Annotated in this window: 15 protein-coding genes; 9 read left to right on the top strand and 6 right to left on the bottom strand. The window is 47.2% G+C overall.

Going from position 1 to position 16764, the window contains the following annotated elements; genetic code table 11:
* Nucleotides 1–23: 23 nt before the first annotated feature.
* Nucleotides 24–1076 (top strand): lipase secretion chaperone, encoded by a 1053-nt coding sequence (locus ACZ5NB_RS13865; protein WP_460239383.1) that lies wholly within the window; start codon nt 24–26, stop codon nt 1074–1076.
* A 7-nt stretch (nt 1077–1083) separates the two neighbouring features.
* On the opposite strand, the gene ACZ5NB_RS13860 is transcribed toward ACZ5NB_RS13865, so the two are convergent.
* From ACZ5NB_RS13860 to ACZ5NB_RS13845, 4 genes are all read right to left on the bottom strand, one after another.
* Nucleotides 1084–1770 carry a formylglycine-generating enzyme family protein gene (locus ACZ5NB_RS13860; protein ID WP_464107564.1) on the bottom strand — a complete coding sequence of 229 codons (687 nt, stop codon included), beginning with the start codon at nt 1768–1770 and terminating at the stop codon, nt 1084–1086.
* 219 nt (nt 1771–1989) lie between these two features.
* Nucleotides 1990–2667: an SGNH/GDSL hydrolase family protein gene (locus ACZ5NB_RS13855; protein WP_460239385.1), complete on the bottom strand. Its 678-nt coding sequence runs from the start codon at nt 2665–2667 to the stop codon at nt 1990–1992.
* A 225-nt stretch (nt 2668–2892) separates the two neighbouring features.
* Nucleotides 2893–4446 carry an apolipoprotein N-acyltransferase gene (lnt, locus tag ACZ5NB_RS13850; protein WP_464107563.1) on the bottom strand — a complete coding sequence of 518 codons (1554 nt, stop codon included), beginning with the start codon at nt 4444–4446 and terminating at the stop codon, nt 2893–2895.
* 50 nt (nt 4447–4496) lie between these two features.
* Nucleotides 4497–5156, bottom strand: coding sequence for a lipase secretion chaperone (locus ACZ5NB_RS13845; protein ID WP_460239387.1), 660 nt, complete (start codon nt 5154–5156; stop codon nt 4497–4499).
* 389 nt (nt 5157–5545) lie between these two features.
* Here ACZ5NB_RS13845 and ACZ5NB_RS13840 point away from each other — a divergent pair, with 389 nt between their 5' ends.
* Entirely contained in the window at nt 5546–6055 is a 510-nt protein-coding gene (locus tag ACZ5NB_RS13840; protein WP_460239388.1) for a CBS domain-containing protein, read from the top strand.
* Here ACZ5NB_RS13840 and ACZ5NB_RS13835 read toward each other — a convergent pair.
* Nucleotides 6026–6523 carry an FKBP-type peptidyl-prolyl cis-trans isomerase gene (locus ACZ5NB_RS13835; RefSeq protein ID WP_460239389.1) on the bottom strand — a complete coding sequence of 166 codons (498 nt, stop codon included), beginning with the start codon at nt 6521–6523 and terminating at the stop codon, nt 6026–6028. The genes ACZ5NB_RS13840 and ACZ5NB_RS13835 overlap by 30 nt on opposite strands.
* A gap of 285 nt (nt 6524–6808) precedes the next feature.
* On the opposite strand from ACZ5NB_RS13835, the gene ACZ5NB_RS13830 reads away from it, so the two are divergent.
* The 5 genes from ACZ5NB_RS13830 (at nt 6809) to ACZ5NB_RS13810 (ending at nt 14576) form a co-directional block, all read left to right on the top strand.
* Nucleotides 6809–9163, top strand: a complete 2355-nt coding sequence (locus tag ACZ5NB_RS13830) for a membrane-bound PQQ-dependent dehydrogenase, glucose/quinate/shikimate family (RefSeq protein ID WP_460239390.1) — start codon at nt 6809–6811, stop codon at nt 9161–9163.
* A 42-nt stretch (nt 9164–9205) separates the two neighbouring features.
* Complete coding sequence (locus tag ACZ5NB_RS13825) at nt 9206–9616, top strand: EamA family transporter (RefSeq protein WP_460239391.1); 411 nt, start codon at nt 9206–9208, stop codon at nt 9614–9616.
* A 42-nt stretch (nt 9617–9658) separates the two neighbouring features.
* Nucleotides 9659–11572 carry a DUF748 domain-containing protein gene (locus ACZ5NB_RS13820; RefSeq protein WP_464107562.1) on the top strand — a complete coding sequence of 638 codons (1914 nt, stop codon included), beginning with the start codon at nt 9659–9661 and terminating at the stop codon, nt 11570–11572.
* Between the two features lie 59 nt (nt 11573–11631).
* Nucleotides 11632–13911 carry an FdhF/YdeP family oxidoreductase gene (locus tag ACZ5NB_RS13815; RefSeq protein WP_460239393.1) on the top strand — a complete coding sequence of 760 codons (2280 nt, stop codon included), beginning with the start codon at nt 11632–11634 and terminating at the stop codon, nt 13909–13911.
* A gap of 365 nt (nt 13912–14276) precedes the next feature.
* A complete protein-coding gene (locus ACZ5NB_RS13810) occupies nt 14277–14576 on the top strand; it encodes a hypothetical protein (protein ID WP_460239394.1) in 300 nt (99 codons plus the stop codon).
* A gap of 206 nt (nt 14577–14782) precedes the next feature.
* Here ACZ5NB_RS13810 and ACZ5NB_RS13805 read toward each other — a convergent pair whose 3' ends face one another.
* Nucleotides 14783–15760 carry a transposase gene (locus ACZ5NB_RS13805; protein WP_460239395.1) on the bottom strand — a complete coding sequence of 326 codons (978 nt, stop codon included), beginning with the start codon at nt 15758–15760 and terminating at the stop codon, nt 14783–14785.
* A 132-nt stretch (nt 15761–15892) separates the two neighbouring features.
* On the opposite strand from ACZ5NB_RS13805, the gene ACZ5NB_RS13800 reads away from it, so the two are divergent.
* Together ACZ5NB_RS13800 and ACZ5NB_RS13795 are read left to right on the top strand one after the other, a co-directional pair.
* Nucleotides 15893–16201, top strand: coding sequence for a DUF4160 domain-containing protein (locus tag ACZ5NB_RS13800; RefSeq protein WP_464107946.1), 309 nt, complete (start codon nt 15893–15895; stop codon nt 16199–16201).
* The gene (locus ACZ5NB_RS13795) at nt 16182–16439 is read left to right on the top strand and encodes a hypothetical protein (protein WP_460239396.1); all 258 of its coding nucleotides are present in this window, start codon (nt 16182–16184) and stop codon (nt 16437–16439) included. The genes ACZ5NB_RS13800 and ACZ5NB_RS13795 overlap by 20 nt, the downstream gene beginning before the upstream one ends.
* Nucleotides 16440–16764: the final 325 nt, after the last annotated feature.

Below are 16764 nucleotides of genomic sequence, written 5' to 3'. Positions count from 1 at the left end.
CGTCTCGGTAATCGCGGGCGGTGATGAAAAGGTGGTACTACATTACCGCGGCCGCTGCATTGGTTTTTATAGTAGGCTCTGCTTGGCTTCTTGTCTCACATAGACCTCCGCGACCGCAAAGTTTACTTCCCCCTGAGTCTGCCAAGCTTATTAGTGAATCAAAAAGCTTAAATACTCAGTGGCAATGGCAGGCTGTTAAAGACCGACATCGTGGCGGCGAGAAGAACCTTGCAGAGCATGATGAAATCCCATTTGACGTCATAGCCATTCACGATGCTTTAGCGGATGTGCAAATTGATGGTACGGGTAATGTGGTGATTGATGAGTCAGCACTGCCGGCACTGGAGCTTGCTTTTCATCGGTTGGGGGGGGACGTCTCTGCAGATCTCGTGGCGGAGTTGCAATCCCTTGTGCAAATTGGTTTGCCTGGCACCGCTGGAGAGCAGGTCGCGGAATTGCTGGGGCTCTACTATCGATATCGGCTTGCGGTTCAGAGTTTGTCCGTGAGTAAGTCAAGCGATGTTGATTTATCTCCAATCGATAATGCTGCACGTGATCTGGAGTCCCTAGCGGCGTTGCGCCGAGAGCATTTTGATCACCGTACAGCGTTGGATTTATTCGGTGCGGAAGAGGCGCATCATCGATATTTGCTCAGTCGTCGGGCGATACAGCAGTCTGATATGTCGCAGCAGGACAGGCAGTTAGAAATGAAGCGGCTTGAGCAAGATCTTAAGAACGGCCTGTACTATTTTTCGTCAGAGGATCGGGAGATATACGACACTCTGCATAATCAATCGGCCAGTGTCACGGCTGATTCATCCGATCGCCTAGATCAATATTTGAGTGAGCAATTGTTGGGCTTAGTTTCCGCACGGGATGTGTCGGATGCCGATTCGGCATCTCGTTGGAAAACACGCGTGAGTCAGTTTTTAACCGAGAGGAACGCCATTGTGACGGCAGGTCTTTCAGAAGACGATAAAATTACACAAATTAGTTGGTTAATGTCCCAACATTTTTCAGAGAGTGAAATAGCGACGGCGGACGATTATTTACCTCGCTATCGGCAACTTCAGTAGCCTCGTATTACTTAGTCTCTAGTACTAGCCTAAATCCTGCAATATCCCGAATCGATTTAAATCGGTTGGCTGAGCGAGCATGTGTTGGATAAAAGCGCCAGCTTCCACCGCGTAAAACCTTAAACTCACCCTGAGCTGGGCCTTGTGGATCTATTGTGGGTTCTGACGGGTACCCTCCATACCAATCTTCAACCATCTCCCAGCTATTCCCATAGAGATCGTACAGGCCCCACTTGTTGGGGGGGAAGCGTTTTACTGGTGTCGGGCCAAGAGACGTTGGAAATGATTTGCAGTCTGCTATTGATTGCTGGCCGCTTAGGTTTGCGTCGCTGTCGCTAATGCACGCGCCTGTGTAAAAGTTTGACGTGCTACCTGCGCGAGCAGCATATTCCCATTCTGCTTCAGTTGGGAGGCGGTAACGGTAGGTAGGATCCTGTTCATTGAGTTTGGCAATATAAAATTGAATCCATTCATATCGCAATCGATCAACGGGACAGTCTAAACCGCATTCTGGGAATGATGATGGGCTGCCATCAATAAGCGCAAGCCATTGTTTTCGCGTGACTTCAGTGGTTTGTAAGAAAAATGGTTTCGTAATCGTGACAAGGTGTTGGACTTCATCTGGTTCGTGTCCTGCTTGGTTTGGGGGGCTCCCCATAAGAAATGAACCGGCAGGTATTTTGACGAACTCCATGTCTAGAAGATTTCGTACGGAGGTGCTGTTTGATGTATAGTCGCTCGAGCTGTATTCCTCAGAACAGGCGACACAGCTAAGTATAATGATGCAGAAAATGGTTGGTGGTGAAAACGAAAGCTGCTTGAACATGTTGCCTGAAAGCTTGGTAGAAAAGCGAACTGGGCTATCCGAGATAGGCCCAGTTCGCTAAAGAGGGGATTTGTTACCGCAGGCTAATTAGTCTAGAGCGTCCAAAATGAGGTCGGCTAACACCCGCGAACCCGCCGCCGATGGATGAATGCCATCGCTAGTGATATATCGTGACTCATTACCCAAGAAAGCATCGCGAGAGTCAACGAATTTTACCCCCATAGCTGGGTAGTTTGCTTTCTTATATTCCATTGATGCAAAGTTGATTTCATCCGCATCGCCAGTGTAGTAGTAACCCAAGAAGATAATTTCGCTGATGCGATCGCTTTTCATTTCTGAGACAAGGCCAGCGATGGTTTCTTCAATTGCTAACAACACTTCTTGGATACAGGCTTCGTCTGTGCAATTCGCACCATCCCCAAGTAAAAAATCGTTGCCGCCACCGTTGAATATTACAGTTTCAATGCCACGTTTGCTCGCATTGTCATATTGGTTAGGTACAGAATAGCGGCTGCTACAGATAAAGTTTCCGCCATTCATTTGGCAGCCAGAGCGCGCGTAGGTGTCAATAGTTTCGTTGAGGTCGTCTTCGAGATATTCATGAATATCGCCTGATAAAGCGAAAATAGAGTCTCCGATGATCATTTTGTCTCCACTATTACTGCCGCCGCCAAATGCGACTGCGTTGCTGCTGATAGTGGTTACTAAAGCGATCGCTGATAAAACGAGGCTTGCTTTTTTCCAAAGAGATGGGCCAGCTTGCATAAAAATCTCCAAGTTATCCTTGTTAATACATGAGTTGGGGGAGAACAGCGCACAAGTGTTACTAAGAATGCACCGGAGCTGGATTGTATTGAGCGATGCTGACAGAGTGCTATGGCATGAATTGCAAGAAAGCTTAAATAAAAGTATTTACTGTTTATTTAAACGATACAATCTGTGACTAGCTGGTTTTTATGTTTTGAAAATATTGCAACTTCGAAAAAGCTTTCATTTTTTTATCATTATTCGAAAAAGAATCATCACTGCTAACAATCCAATACAGAGATAAATTAACCAATAGGGGTTTTGTGTAAACAGTGTGGGTGTATGTTGGTTGGCGAGAGGAATGTCTATGACAAATGCAGCCGACTGGTGGTATGGGGTTTGTAGTAAACGCCGACCGTTGGCAAGAAAAACTGCCGAGGGACCGTTGTTTGTTGCGTGGACCATGGGGAGGCGAGTTTCAACACTTCGTAAAAGCGACGAGTTAAGGTGTTGGTATGGTTGTAGGGTTTCTCCAAACCAACCGTTGTTCGAAATGGCAATTATTATGTTGGCGTGTCGAGTTGCATTTGCATTTTGAGCGACAAAGTCTGGAAACATTACCTCGTAACAAATTAGCGGAAGTGCCTTTAGGTTGCCAGTGGTAAAAATAGTGGGTTCGTTGCCTGCTGAAAAGTCGATAAAAAAGTCTCCGAATAAATTGATTACCAGTTTTTTTGCGGGTTCCCATTCTTCAAACAGCGGAAGGTATTCTCCAAATGGAACACGCTTTGTTTTGCGGTAGGTGGCTTCCAGCTCTCCTTCACTATTTAGCAGCACGGCACTGTTATATTTCTTTGGCTGATTGTCGATAAAGGCTCGTTCATTGTCCTGAAATATGAGCGGTATATTTAGCCTATCTACGTGTCTTTGAAATGCGCTATTAATGTGGTCATAGCGAAAATAGCCCTTATATCGGGTTTCGGGAATAATGATTAGCTCGGGGGAGTGAGATTTTAAGTGTTCAGTATAAGCGAGTTCTGGTGGGTAGGACTTCGAAAATCCTTTTTCAGCAGGGGGAACGCTAGCGCTCGGTTCCTCGTTAGGTTGGATAAAAGCGATAGCGCTTGTAGGTTGAGATTTTATTACTGTATCCCAGTGCGAGATTGCATAGGCACCGTAGCCTAACCACAGCCCAAGCCCAGCTAGCGACGCGGCAATTAACCATAGATCACTGAGTTTTGTTTGCTTGAGGTGGTGTTGGATGATGAGGGTTGCAAAACATGCGTTGACTAAACCTATCAAGAAATCTAGCCCAAAGACACCAGTGAATTCAACGCCTTGAAGTGCGGTGAGAAAGTAACTTTGGCTTTCGCCAAGTTGCACCGAAAACAGCATAGGAAAAAAGCCGTAAAAAAGCGTTGTTAACACGGGAAATGTTAGGAGTGATAGGGGGGTTACACGTTGCGTCAGCCAACGAAAGAGCAGAAACATCAATGCGGGGAGTTGCGCACAGTAACACCAGAATATGATTGAAAGAACGTAGGTGTGAGTTGTGGAATAACCCTTGAAGTTGTCAATAAAATCACTAATCCATGATGCAGCGCTTAAATAAAAGCTAAGTCCAAATAGCAGGCCTAAAATATACGCACCCCGCAGCCGACAGCCTTGTAAAGCTATCAAGATAGGAACAAAGCCGAACCAAGTAATCAAATAGAGTTGTGGTACGTTATAGGGTAGTGCTACGAGGAGACCGCTTAATAGAGCGGCAACAGCCCGTATTGCCAGGGGGTAACGCATGATTATGTTTGTTAAGTGTGTATCCATCGTAAGGGTTTGATCGAATAAGCTTAAGGGGATGGTGACATGGCGTCTCGAAGCGCCTCTTGCAAAACTTGCAGCTGTTGTTGCTTTTCTTCGTCACTCAATGAGTTGTCTTCCTGTACAGCACGTCTTTGTAACAGGTTCAGCGTAAAAAGATGTTGTTTTTCATAAAGTAGTCGGCTGAGACTTTCTCCGAGATGAGAGCGTCTCAACTCGCGAAGCTTTTCAAATTGTATAAGTTCTTCGGTAATAGTTTTCGTGCCCTGCGACGCGTTGAGTAACGCTTTCTCTTCAATATGATATGTGGTGAATAACGGTAATGCTTGCGAAAACACTTTCGTGACTTCGGGGCTAAGCACTTTACTCGAAAGGAAGGTAATCCGTGTGAGTTCCTCTGTTGTTAAAGCTTGTGTGTAACTTTCCGTCGCTTGGCGTAACGCGGCTTCTAGCGCTTGGCCGTATTCACTCGGATTGTTGGGGTCGTATTCGATGTGTCGTATAGCATCTTCAATTTCATCGAATTCTACAGTCGAGGCTTTCCCTGTAGGCGCGATATCGCTAAATGTATATGACGCGATGGGATCAGTGGGTGGCCGCTGAATAAAATAACTGACTGCTGTAGAGGCAGTTAAGGCGGCGCCAAAGGAGAGGCCTAACAAAGCGGATTTGGTGGCAGAGTACTTCATAGGTTTCAGTGGTGAGGCGGAGTGTAGTAATAATTTATCGTTATATCGCGCAACAATCGTGGTTTTTCAGCAGCTTGTCAATAACGTTCTTGGCACGATGTTACCTCCAGCACCGTTTGGGTTTGATAGATATATACAGACTGTTTGACGAGTGCGGCCTGTAATCGCAAAACATTCTGTTGACCATCGGGTGCTGGGTTGCAGGCTTCGACACTTCAGATTAGGGTTGGATACTTGCACTGTGAGGTTTCAGGTGTGCTGCCTTGCCACACGCTTTAGTGACCGAAAGCAAGGTGTAGTAGTCGATTGTTTTAATGGAATAAGTAGTCCTGAATCGCCATGAACTCTGTGGCCAATACGGTGAACATCCCATGATACAAGTCTGCGAAATGATGACCACAAAAGTGGTGACCTTGGATGCCGATGCGACAGTGTCGCAGGCGTGCGAGTTAATGTCCCGAGGAGATTTTCGGCACCTGCCGATTGTTAATCGATTTGGCAAAATAATAGGTCTGGTTTCTCATCGTGACATATTACGATGCGGCGTTTCGCATCTCATCAGTAATCATGCTGAACGGCAAGCAATGCTCGATAAGAAAATGCGTGTAACAGATATTATGACTTCTCCAGTGCGAGTGGTTCACCCGCGGGATAGTTTGCGCGCATGCGGTGCGCTAATGCAAAAGCATCGTTTTGGTTGTTTGCCGGTCGTTGAGAAGGGGCAGTTGGTCGGTATATTAACGGGGACTGATTTTATTCGCATGGCGCTTCATCTCATTGAAGCGCAAGAGAGTATGGATGATTTTGCGCCGAGTAGCATGTTAGAGACCGAGCAGGATGAAGACCTAGCCGTGCAAGTTGCTTCGTACTCAATCGCCCGGTTTGACAATATGCACTAACTCCATATCGAACACGAGTAGCTCGTTTGGTCCAATAATGCCGCGAATCCCTTTGCATCCGTAGCCAAGCTCTGCTGGAACATAAACCAGGCGCCGTTCGCCAACCGTCATGGCTTGTAAGGCTTCACTCCAACCTTCAATGACTTGATCTGCGCGTGTTTGGTAAGGCACGCCTCTGTCACGTGAGCTGTCTAGTTTTTTACCGTCGAGATTGGTGAGATCGTAGTGCGCGACAATTTCGCTGCGGCGACTCGGTGTATCGCCGCCGTTGCCCTCTCTCAAAACCTGGTATTGCAACCCTGAAGCGGTGGTGATGAAGCCTGGCTTTTTACTATTATTCGCTAAAAATTCGTCGGCAATTCGCTGATTTTTGGCGGCTTCCGAACCTTTGCATTTCGCCGCAAAAGCGCTTTCGCTGAGGGTAATCAATAGTGCGGTCATTGCGCAGAACAACTGCCAGCTTTTCATTGTATATCCTGTTAGGTGTGGTTAATTATCTTAGTCGTTTACTGGATAGCAACTTATCAGATTTGCGGGGATTGTATAAGTTGTCCGTTGCCATTAATTCACGAACCTTAGCAATGTGATCTCTTCGCGACAAACGCGTTTTGGCAAATGCCAGTTAGTCTTATGCCCACGCACAATGACAAGCAATAATTATATGTTTGGTTTTTTCGACTATAGATACGTTATATTGTTCGTCCCCACGCCATTCTATGGTGTCCTTAAAACAATAACGCATTGGAATACATTATGAGTTCACGTGGCAAAGTCATCTACAGAATTAGTGCTCTACTGCTTTTTATCTTGGGCGCAATTCATGGGGCACTTGGCGGATATCTTGCAATGTTAGGTGGCAGCTTATTCTATGTGTTGAATGGTGTGGCGCTGGTCATCGCTGGGATATTGTGTTGGCAAAGTCGATCAATCGCGGGGCATGTAGTCGCTGCCATTTTAGTGTGGACAATTGCCTGGGCCGTGCTTGAAAACGGTTTTGCATTTTGGCCCTTGCTGCCACGAATAGTGGTAATTAGTTTGATTGCCTTATTGGTTTTGGTGGCGGTAGCGCGAGCCAACACGACGCGCACCTTGCTCTACCAGCCTTTGTTATGGTGTTGCTTCTTAGTGATATCGATCACAGGGTACAGCTTTAAGTTGCTCCACGATGTAGAGGTACATCAAACGATTCAACCCGCTGTGGACAATGCCTCTAGTCATTTTCCAAGTGACGGTGAATGGTTAAGTTATGGGAATACGCGATCAGGCAGCCGGTATTCGCCTTTGGATCAGATAAATCGTGACAATGTGGATCATCTCGAGTTGCTGTGGTCCGTACGCACTGGGTTAGGTGGTGTCTCGAAAGGGACTCCGTTGCAAGTCGGTGGCCATTTATACACCTGCGGGGCAGGTAACGTCGTTGTGGCATTTGATGCGGATGATGGACGTGAAATCTGGCGCTTTGATCCAAAGGTGCCGGAAAGTTATACGAGTTTTGCTCGCTATTTTACGACAACGTGTCGAGGCGTCACTTACTATCAAGCGACTGAGGCTTATGATGGTGAATGTGCGGAACGAGTTACGGGCGGCACGGTTGATGCGCGTTTATTCGCAGTTGACGCGAAAACAGGCGAGTTGTGCACTAGCTTTGGTGACCAAGGTTTTGTCGATCTGACACGAAAAATGGGTGAAGTAAAACCTAATTTTTATATGGTCACTTCGCCAGTGGCCATCGTGCGCGACAACATCGTCGTGGGTGGCTGGGTGATGGACAACTACGAAGTGCATGAGCCATCCGGCGTCGTGCGGGCATTTAATGCCGTGACAGGGCAGTTTTCTTGGGCATGGGACATGGGGCGTCCTGGCTCCAACCAGGAACCGGCAGAAGGCGAAATCTACACGCGAGGAACGCCTAATGTGTGGAGCATGTTTAGCGTTGATGAAGAACGCGGTATCGTTTTTGCGCCTACCGGGAATGAAACACCCGACTACTTCGGCGCAGGCAGACATGCCGCGTCGGAGCAATACGCTAGTTCGGTGGTAGCGCTTGACGGTAGTAACGGCAAGCTGCTGTGGTCTTTTCAGACCGTTCACCACGATATTTGGGATTATGATGCGCCATCGCAGCCTGTGCTGATCGATTTGCCGGGTGAGGACGGAGAAAGTATCCCGGCGCTCATTCAGGCGACTAAGCGCGGTGAAATCTTTTTACTGAATCGTGTCACCGGGGAGCCCATTGCCGCGGTAGAGGAACGTCCTGTGCCTCAGGGTGGGGTGCCGGAAGACTGGACCGCACCGACCCAACCTTTCTCCGCGATGCCAAACTTGCATTTGGGGCCGCTCGAGGAAAAAGATATGTGGGGCATATCCCCCATAGACCACTTAATTTGCCGTATTCGCTTTAACCAATTGCGGTACGAAGGCCATTTTACCCCGCCGACTACGGGTGGAATTATTCAGTATCCTGGGAATGTGGGTGGTCACAACTGGGGTAGCGTGTCCATTGACCCCGACAATCATTTGTTAGTCGTAAACCCGATGAACCTTGCCAGTGAATTGCGCTTGGTGCCACGTGAAGAGATGGAGCAGGGGGTGCGAGCGTCACCACAGTATGGGACACCCTACGGTGCGTCTACTCAAATTTTTGTCTCTCCGCTTGGCGTCCCCTGTACCGCGCCGCCATACGGTTTAATGGCAGCGATTGATTTGAAAACGCAGCAATTATTGTGGAAGCGCCCGGTAGGCACAGCAAATGACCTCGGGCCGGCAGGTATCAAAGTGCATTTGCCCGTTCTTGTTGGCACTCCGCAGAGTGCGGGTACAGTCACCACTAAAGGCGGGCTAATCTTCCAGTCTGGAACGATGGATCGCCGTGCGCGAGCTTACGACGCCTTCACCGGTGAGCAGCTCTGGAGTTACACACTACCTCAATCGAGCCAGGCTACCCCTATGTCTTACTTAACGTCGGGCGGCAAGCAAGTCTTGATCGTGACTATGCCGGCCGAAGGGATTAGTTTTGGAGGTGATCGCAATGCAGCGGCGGCGAAAGTCGATCCTCTCGGCGGATATATCTTTGCCTTTGCTTTGCCGGATGATCACTCTGCAAAATAACTCTACAATATCCCGCTTTACATAGGTAAGGTGGGAGAAATCATGAATCAGTGGCTGTTACCCGCAATCGCTTGTTTAACTATGTGGGGGATCAGTCGCTTCTTCCCGAAATTGGCAACCAATCACATTGATCCGCACAGTGCATTTTTCTATGAAGTGATGGGCGAGGTCGTTGTTGCGTTTGGTATTTTAATAATGATTGGTTTCAAGCCCAATTTCGAATGGCGAGGCGCTTCCTTTGCGCTCATTGGGGGAGTCTTCGGCGGTCTTGGTGTGCTGTTCTATTTGCTCGCCGCTGGCCGGGGAAACGTCTCTCAACTCGTTGTTGTCTCATCCTTGTATCCCATTATCACCGTGCTCCTGGGGGTTGTCCTGTTGAAAGAACAGATGCACCTCAAACAGTGGATTGCGATGGGGTTGGGGTTATTGGCTATAGCGCTGGTCAGTACCTAACGCCTGCTTGTTTAGCTCTATGCTGTTTATTTTGAGGAAACTATGTCAATCGCCGTGAATCGATCTGTAAAAGCGTTTCTCGCCATCCTACTCATTATTGTATTGCTCATTGTCGCGGTATTGGCTGCTGCGCCGATTATTATGCAAAAAGTCGCTGTAAATTTTTTACAGGATAGCAAACTGACTCAAACCACTATTCAGAATGTCGATTTAAATATTTTTGCAGGATATTTTCGCTTACAAGGGTTTTCCGCGGCGACAGAAGAACAAGCGCATGCCGGGATAGGCGATCTCGAGATCGATTTTTCGTTACGCCCCGTTTTTGATAACAAGGTTCAGATCGATAACGTCTCAATGGATGGTCTGCAAGTGGTTGCTCAGCAAGCATCTGATGGAAGTTTCAGTATCGGTTTCGAGCGCGATGGTGATGGTCAGGATGAACCGCAGCAAAACGAAGTGCCGCTTGATAACGAGCAGGCCGGTGAGTCCGCATTCTGGGAAATAGGGGTAGGTGAAATTGCGTTAAATAAACTGTCTGTGCAAGTGCTTAGTCCAGACGCTGCGCATTCGATCACCCTAACCACCGATGTGCTGGTTGATGAACTAGCTATCAACACTGAGGGTCGGCTTACGCTGGGTGAAGTGACCTTTAAACATCTGCTGCTAAAACTCGATGACAGAGAACCGCTTCAGTGGAATGCATTAACGATCAATAATATTGAGCTCACAGAATCTTTCGCATCAGTAGACAGCGTGTTGCTTGAAGGGTTAGTGGGCCGTGTTCTGCGTATGGACGATCAGCGTCTACAGGTAGAACACATGCTAGATTACTTTGTTGTGCCTGCAAATGATGGTGGAGAGAACTTGTCGGAAAATCAGCCATCAAGTGATCTTGCAGAGGCGAGTGCGGCAGAGTCTATAGATTGGCGAGTGGGTGAAATACGTATTGATTCATCCAGTCGCTTGAACATTGAGGACGAGAGTATCTCGCCAACATTAAATCGCGTTATACATTTTCGAGCGTTTCACATTGGTGAGCTTGCGAGTGCATCGGCTGACCGCAAAACACCTGTGAATATAGATTTCACTACCGATGAGCACGATGAAATATCGGTCAAGGGCCATGTGTCTCCGCTAGCATCTACGATGAATGCAGAATTGGCGCTGGTTATCGATCAGTTTAGCGCCACTGATTATTCGCCCTATGTTGAGGTGTCGACGGGGTATGCCATCACGTCTGGCGTAGTCAATCTGGATTCGACGATATTGATCGAGAATGATGTTGTGAATGTCAGCAACGCACTGGAGATAAAACGTTTGCAATTGCATGAATCCGAAGCGGCTATTGCGAATGAATTCAATGCCGGAATGCCAATGCCGATTAACACAGCCCTAAGTGTTATTCGTGATAGCGATGACGTGATTTCTCTAAGCTTACCGATAGATGGCACCTTGCAGGATCCAAACTTTAGAGTTGCTCCAGCCATTCGATCCTCCTTGGCATCAGCGCTTACCAAAGCATCGCTTAGTTATATAAAGTATGCGATTCAGCCCTGGGGAGCCGCATTGCTCGTGGGTGAGCAGATCGTAGGTGCAGCGACCAAGGTCAGCTTTGACCCTGTAACCTATGAGCCAGGCAGTGATGAGTTGAGTAGCGATATGCAAAGCTATCTCAATACAATGAGTACATTGTTTAAAGAGAAGTCTGCGTTGAACGTCGTCGCCTGCCCTGTGAGTACCTCGGCCGATAAACAAGTGTTACAAAATAAAGCAAAGAATCCGCTGGATGAAGAAAGCCTAAATAGCCAGTTGGCAGAATTATCGAATGCGCGTTATCGCGCGTTTAAAACGTATATGGTTGAGCAAGGTGGTGTGCAGTCGAGCCAAATTGTTGAGTGCCTACCCACATTTAATGACAACGAAAATGCTATACCAGCGGTGAATTTAAATCTGTAAATGCATTGGTATTTAATTAGGTGCGCAAATATGAGCATCAATAGGAGGGCAAGCTGGATATGACTGACGTTCGTTCAAAGAGTATAGGTAAGCCATCCGATGCAAAAAGCGAGATAGTGGGTGGGGGTGTTAAAAAGATACTTTATACGTTGAACACAGTTCGACGTATCGGCCTGCTTGATAGCGCTAAAGCGCTGACCAGCCGTAATGCATGCAAAGCCTGCGGTTTAGGAATGGGTGGGCAGCATGGTGGAATGACTAACGAAATCGATGAATTTCCGTCGGTCTGCAATAAAAGTGTGCAAGCTCAATCCACCGATATTCAGCCGGGGATTCCCCCGGAAGTGTTTGATCACCCTCTATCGGAATTTAAAAAGCTATCGGGTAAAGAAATCGAAAGCCTTGGGCGGTTGACGACGCCACTATACAAATCAAAAACTGACACTCGATTTCAGCCTATTGCTTGGGATGATGCATTAGAAAAAGCCGCTAGTGCGTTCAAACAGGCTGAGCCCGACCAAACCTTTTTCTATTCATCTGGCCGTTCTAGCAACGAGGCAGGCTATCTGTTGCAGTTGCTTGCACGTGTCTATGGCACAAACAATATCAACAACTGCTCCTATTATTGTCATCAAGCCACCGGTGTGGGGTTGCAAAATGTGATTGGCTCGGGCACGGCGACCATTACGCTAGACGATTTGCATGGCTGCGATTTGGTATTCCTCATCGGTGCAAACCCCGCATCCAACCACCCACGACTCATTCATAAATTGAAAGCCTGTCGAGAGCGGGGTGGTCAGGTCATTGTCATCAATCCTGCCCGCGAACCAGGTTTGGTTAAATTTGCAGTGCCAAAAAGTGCGAAGTCGTTAATTGCCGGTGGTAGCGAAATTGCGAGTGACTATCTGCAACCCAATATTGGTAGCGATGCATTATTGATGGTGGCCATTGCCAAAGCGCTGATTGAAAAAAATGAAATTCAGACGAGCGATGCTAACGCTGACCATTACGTTGCAATACACTTTATTCAACAACACTGCGAACAATTTGAATCCTTCTTAGCTTCGATTAACGCACTTGGCTGGGATGATCTGGTGAAGGCAACAGGGATCGATCAAGCGCGAATCGAATCCATTGCCGAGTGTTATGCAAACGCCAAGCACGTTGTATTCGCCTGGGGGATGGGGATTACCCATCACACCCACGGCGTTGAAAATGTCGAAGCCATTGCAAATTTAGCCTTGTTGCGAGGGATGGTGGGTAAAGCCAATGCCGGGTTGCTGCCGTTGCGTGGGCATTCCAATGTACAGGGTATTGGCACCATTGGTGTAAAACCCGAACTAGCTCAGCCTGTGTTGAAGGCGCTGCAAGCGCAAGGTGTCATTGCGCCGCAAACGCGAGGAATGGATACGCTAGCGTGCATAGAATCGGCGGAACGTGGTGATATTAAAGCGGCCTTAATCATGGGTGGGAATTTGTATGAGGCAACCCCCAATTCTGCATGGGCCGAGCGCGCCTTAAATACCATCGAAACCAAAGTTTATTTGACCACCACATTGAATCGCGGCCATGTTCACGGCATGGATGATAGTGAAGCAATTATTTTTCCCGTCACCGCCCGCGATGAAGAACCACAACCCACGACGCAAGAGTCGATGTTTAATTATGTTCGCTTGAGTGACGGCGGCATAAAACGATTGGTGGGGCCTCGATCAGAAACCGCAATTTTATGCGAATTCGCTCAGCGTTTAGGGCTAAACGAACGTTTTGATTTTGCCGCGTTGCAAGACCACCAAAGCATTCGCAGCTCAATCGCTCAAACCATTCCCGGTATGAAGTCGCTAAAAGACATAGATCAAACCAAACAAGAATTTCACGTAGACGGAAGAATTTTGCGCGAGCCTGTGTTTAATACCCCAACACAAAAAGCCACCTTCGCCGTTCACGATTGGGCCGCGCTGATTAAGCACGAAAATGCACAGTGGCCATTCCAATTAATGAGCGTGCGAAGCGAAGGGCAGTTCAACTCGATTATTTATGAGGAGCAAGACTCTTACCGCGGCGCGTCGCACCGGTGGGTGGTATTCCTATCACCAGACGATATGAATGCGCTCAAGTTAAAAGCGGGCGATAAAGTGAATGTCCAATCTGCAGTCGGTGTGATGAAAGACGTTGTGGTGGCGGCGTTCGATTTACCGCCGGGCAATGTGATGACGTATTACCCAGAAGCCAATTGTTTGATCGGCACCGAACGAGACCCGCGCAGTCAAACGCCAGCGTTTAAATCGGTGCCGGTTAATATTGAGTCTGTTTCGGACTCGAAGGCGAAGTTCCGCTGACATAAACGCGAGCGACTAGGTTTCATTAGGTGGCAGGAGGCGGTTAGGGAAACAATAACGTTGTGAGGCTGAAAAACCTTAAAAGTAATAGCTGAATACTTAGCATGAACCCACCATGGTGCGCGGTCAATTATTTCGTTGGCGCGAGTATCTTCACTGTGTTGGTAAATCGATTTTAATTGGTGAGTGAAAGCGCGTGACTAGATATGGATGCATTGGAGCTTAGAATTAAAGAACGCGCCTAGATATAGACACTTTTAGGTTCCGAATTAAAGAACGCGCCTAAATATAGACAATTGTGCCTAGATGTGGATACGGTATCCATATCTAGGCGCGTTCTTTAATAAACTGTTAGGCATCGATAAATGCGAATTCATGTTCTATTACTAATTGCTATTTTTTCAGGGAGTCTTTCTGCTGAACAGCTAATAGAATATGGTTGTGGCGTCTTGTACTCCGAGGAAGGAATCTCTGAACTTCAGTACATGGAATTTCCGGATTTTAGTATGCTCGACTACAACGACGATGTAGAGCTAATCGAGTTCCAACCACCTGCTGGCATTAAAGTTACATCCATAATTTGTGATCGTTCATCTATCGTACCTTACAAATATGATTTTATGGCTTTGAAGGCGGGCGGAATTAATCAAGACACCCACTCTTAACATCGCTCCAAGTTTCTCCCTTATTCAATTTCCAAGTTCACCAAAATATCGGACTTCCTGAAAAAAGTTAGCCAATCTATTGTGATTTATATCTATTTAAATGATTTAGTCGCGAGATATTTTGTGCCGAAGGGTATTTCTAGGAAAATCAGACAACAGTTTTCACAGCTCAGAGGCTGTAGCGATAATCATAGGTGGGAGTTGAGTTACTGAAACAACGACAAGCTTTGCCGTAGCCCTGGTGTACGTCGATATCCCATCATAGCGGCGGCCTCTCGCATACGGTTCGCTTCGCCAGCCAGTGTTTTACACTGTTGTTCAAACTGCGTAGTGAGTGTAAGCCATTGTTCGGGGGCAATGCATAAGCGTTCGAGGATGGGTGGTAAATCCTGATCTATAAAACCACGTTTGTCTTCACGAATAATTCGTCCGCTCCATTCGACCAATTCTAAATAGTCCAGTAAGCGGAAAGGTAATCCCTCAGGCATTGGTTCGCGCGGGTTACCCACGAAAGGAAAAAGCGTAGACGGTTGAATCTGCTCGGTTTTCAATGTATCCAACCGCTGTTTTATGGCGGTGTGCTCAGACGTTTCCGGGGTGTGAGCAATTCGCGCTCGAACTGGATTTAAGTCAACATAGGCGAGACAAGCCGCGAGGGCTTTTTCATCGAGAAGGGCTTGTGAGGTAAAACGCGCTTCCCAAAATTTTCCCGTGCATCCATCTTCTGCATTGGCCATACGCGCAATCGGTTCATTTAATGCTCGCATAAACCAACTGATATTACTGAGCTGTAAACGCCATTCGTCGCATTTGACCTGTACGACTTCACGCTCTGCCTCGGTAAGTGATTCGCCGTTGCTAAACCGTCGTGTGAGCAACGTCCCTTTATATAGCTGATGCCAGCGCTGACAGACTTCATCATCTGTCCAATGCAAGGCTTTCGCTCGATTGATATGTAAGACCACATGTAAGTGGTTGTGCATCACCGCATACGCACAGACATCAATAGCGAAAACTGACGCGAGAAAGTGAATGCGATCCTCTACCCATTGCCGTCGATGTTCATAGGATTTACCCGTATAGATGTCCGTGCCGCATAAAAAAGCTCGACGGACACAGCGGGAAGCGCAGTGGTAGTAGGGAGTGGCGTCCAAAGAGACTTGTAACTTGCGGGGTTTGGGCATCGGTCACGTCCTGTGAAGCGAAACTGAAAAGCTGTTCAAATATACAGTTATGCCTTTCGAGATGCAACTGGTAGAGTGGGTGTCTTGATTAAAAAAATTACAAACCGAAAAAAGGAATTTTAAACGCCAAAAATCTATGAATACCTTGGGATCGTTTTATTCTTCTACAGCAATGAACACGAGCCCATACATATACATGGTAAATTTCAAGGTAGAGAATCAAAGGCAGAAATACATATGCTGCATGGAAAGATAAGCAAAATCCTAATTAAGGATAGAGGCCCAGGCCTAGACTCCAAGAAACGCAAAGAGTTTGAAGAGTTCGTCAACGCTTATGCAGATGATATTGTAGAAAAATGGATTGGCTACTTTGTGAAGAAATCCACCATCATTCCACAAATTATTACTCAGAAGGTAAAGAATGTCCGAGTTATCCGTTGATACCGCCAAACACATCACAGGCCATATTCTAGAAATTCAGTTCAACGATGGCCATAAAACGGTGTTGGATTTTGCACCATTCATTTTCTCTGTGGGGCACCCCGATTATGAGCGGTACAAAAAAGTAGATAAGTTTCTCGAATATGATTTAATTGATGGAAATCTTAACTGGGATGACTACACAATGATCTTTCCAGTAGAAGACTTATACACAGGAAAACTCATCAAAAAAGTGTAACAAAGGCAGGCGACGCCCAAAAGCATCGAGGCTGCTACCGACGTTAGCCGTTGGCTGTTTTTGGTCGAGGGTAGCAGCCAAAATGCGTCAACCTAAAATCTATACTATTTACAACATCACCCTAGAGATGCATGTTCTTTGTTCAGCTGTCGGTTGCGATCAGCTGCAACATACCACTCACTACCCTACAAAAGATTAGCATTATCTCCCAACTAGGTGCTTGTAGCGGGTAGCCCTTCCCAGACCTTCTGAGGCATGGATGCCGAAGAGAGCTACACGGATGTATTCACAGCGTGTCTGGGAAGGGCTGCCCGCTACAAGCACC

It is taken from the genome of Aurantivibrio plasticivorans (genome assembly GCF_055392955.1).
Note: the sequence above shows the minus strand (reverse complement) of the source record. Positions and strands in the feature narration are given on the sequence as shown.

Excerpts from the sequence above, each read along its gene's own strand:
- ACZ5NB_RS13865 (WP_460239383.1), top strand. The coding sequence starts at position 24 with ATGAAAAGGTGGTACTACATTACCGCGGCCGCTGCATTGGTTTTTATA.
- ACZ5NB_RS13860 (WP_464107564.1), bottom strand. The coding sequence starts at position 1,770 with ATGGAGTTCGTCAAAATACCTGCCGGTTCATTTCTTATGGGGAGCCCC.
- ACZ5NB_RS13855 (WP_460239385.1), bottom strand. The coding sequence starts at position 2,667 with ATGCAAGCTGGCCCATCTCTTTGGAAAAAAGCAAGCCTCGTTTTATCA.
- lnt (WP_464107563.1), bottom strand. The coding sequence starts at position 4,446 with ATGCGTTACCCCCTGGCAATACGGGCTGTTGCCGCTCTATTAAGCGGT.
- ACZ5NB_RS13845 (WP_460239387.1), bottom strand. The coding sequence starts at position 5,156 with ATGAAGTACTCTGCCACCAAATCCGCTTTGTTAGGCCTCTCCTTTGGC.
- ACZ5NB_RS13840 (WP_460239388.1), top strand. The coding sequence starts at position 5,546 with ATGATGACCACAAAAGTGGTGACCTTGGATGCCGATGCGACAGTGTCG.
- ACZ5NB_RS13835 (WP_460239389.1), bottom strand. The coding sequence starts at position 6,523 with ATGAAAAGCTGGCAGTTGTTCTGCGCAATGACCGCACTATTGATTACC.
- ACZ5NB_RS13830 (WP_460239390.1), top strand. The coding sequence starts at position 6,809 with ATGAGTTCACGTGGCAAAGTCATCTACAGAATTAGTGCTCTACTGCTT.
- ACZ5NB_RS13825 (WP_460239391.1), top strand. The coding sequence starts at position 9,206 with ATGAATCAGTGGCTGTTACCCGCAATCGCTTGTTTAACTATGTGGGGG.
- ACZ5NB_RS13820 (WP_464107562.1), top strand. The coding sequence starts at position 9,659 with ATGTCAATCGCCGTGAATCGATCTGTAAAAGCGTTTCTCGCCATCCTA.
- ACZ5NB_RS13815 (WP_460239393.1), top strand. The coding sequence starts at position 11,632 with ATGACTGACGTTCGTTCAAAGAGTATAGGTAAGCCATCCGATGCAAAA.
- ACZ5NB_RS13810 (WP_460239394.1), top strand. The coding sequence starts at position 14,277 with ATGCGAATTCATGTTCTATTACTAATTGCTATTTTTTCAGGGAGTCTT.
- ACZ5NB_RS13805 (WP_460239395.1), bottom strand. The coding sequence starts at position 15,760 with ATGCCCAAACCCCGCAAGTTACAAGTCTCTTTGGACGCCACTCCCTAC.
- ACZ5NB_RS13795 (WP_460239396.1), top strand. The coding sequence starts at position 16,182 with ATGTCCGAGTTATCCGTTGATACCGCCAAACACATCACAGGCCATATT.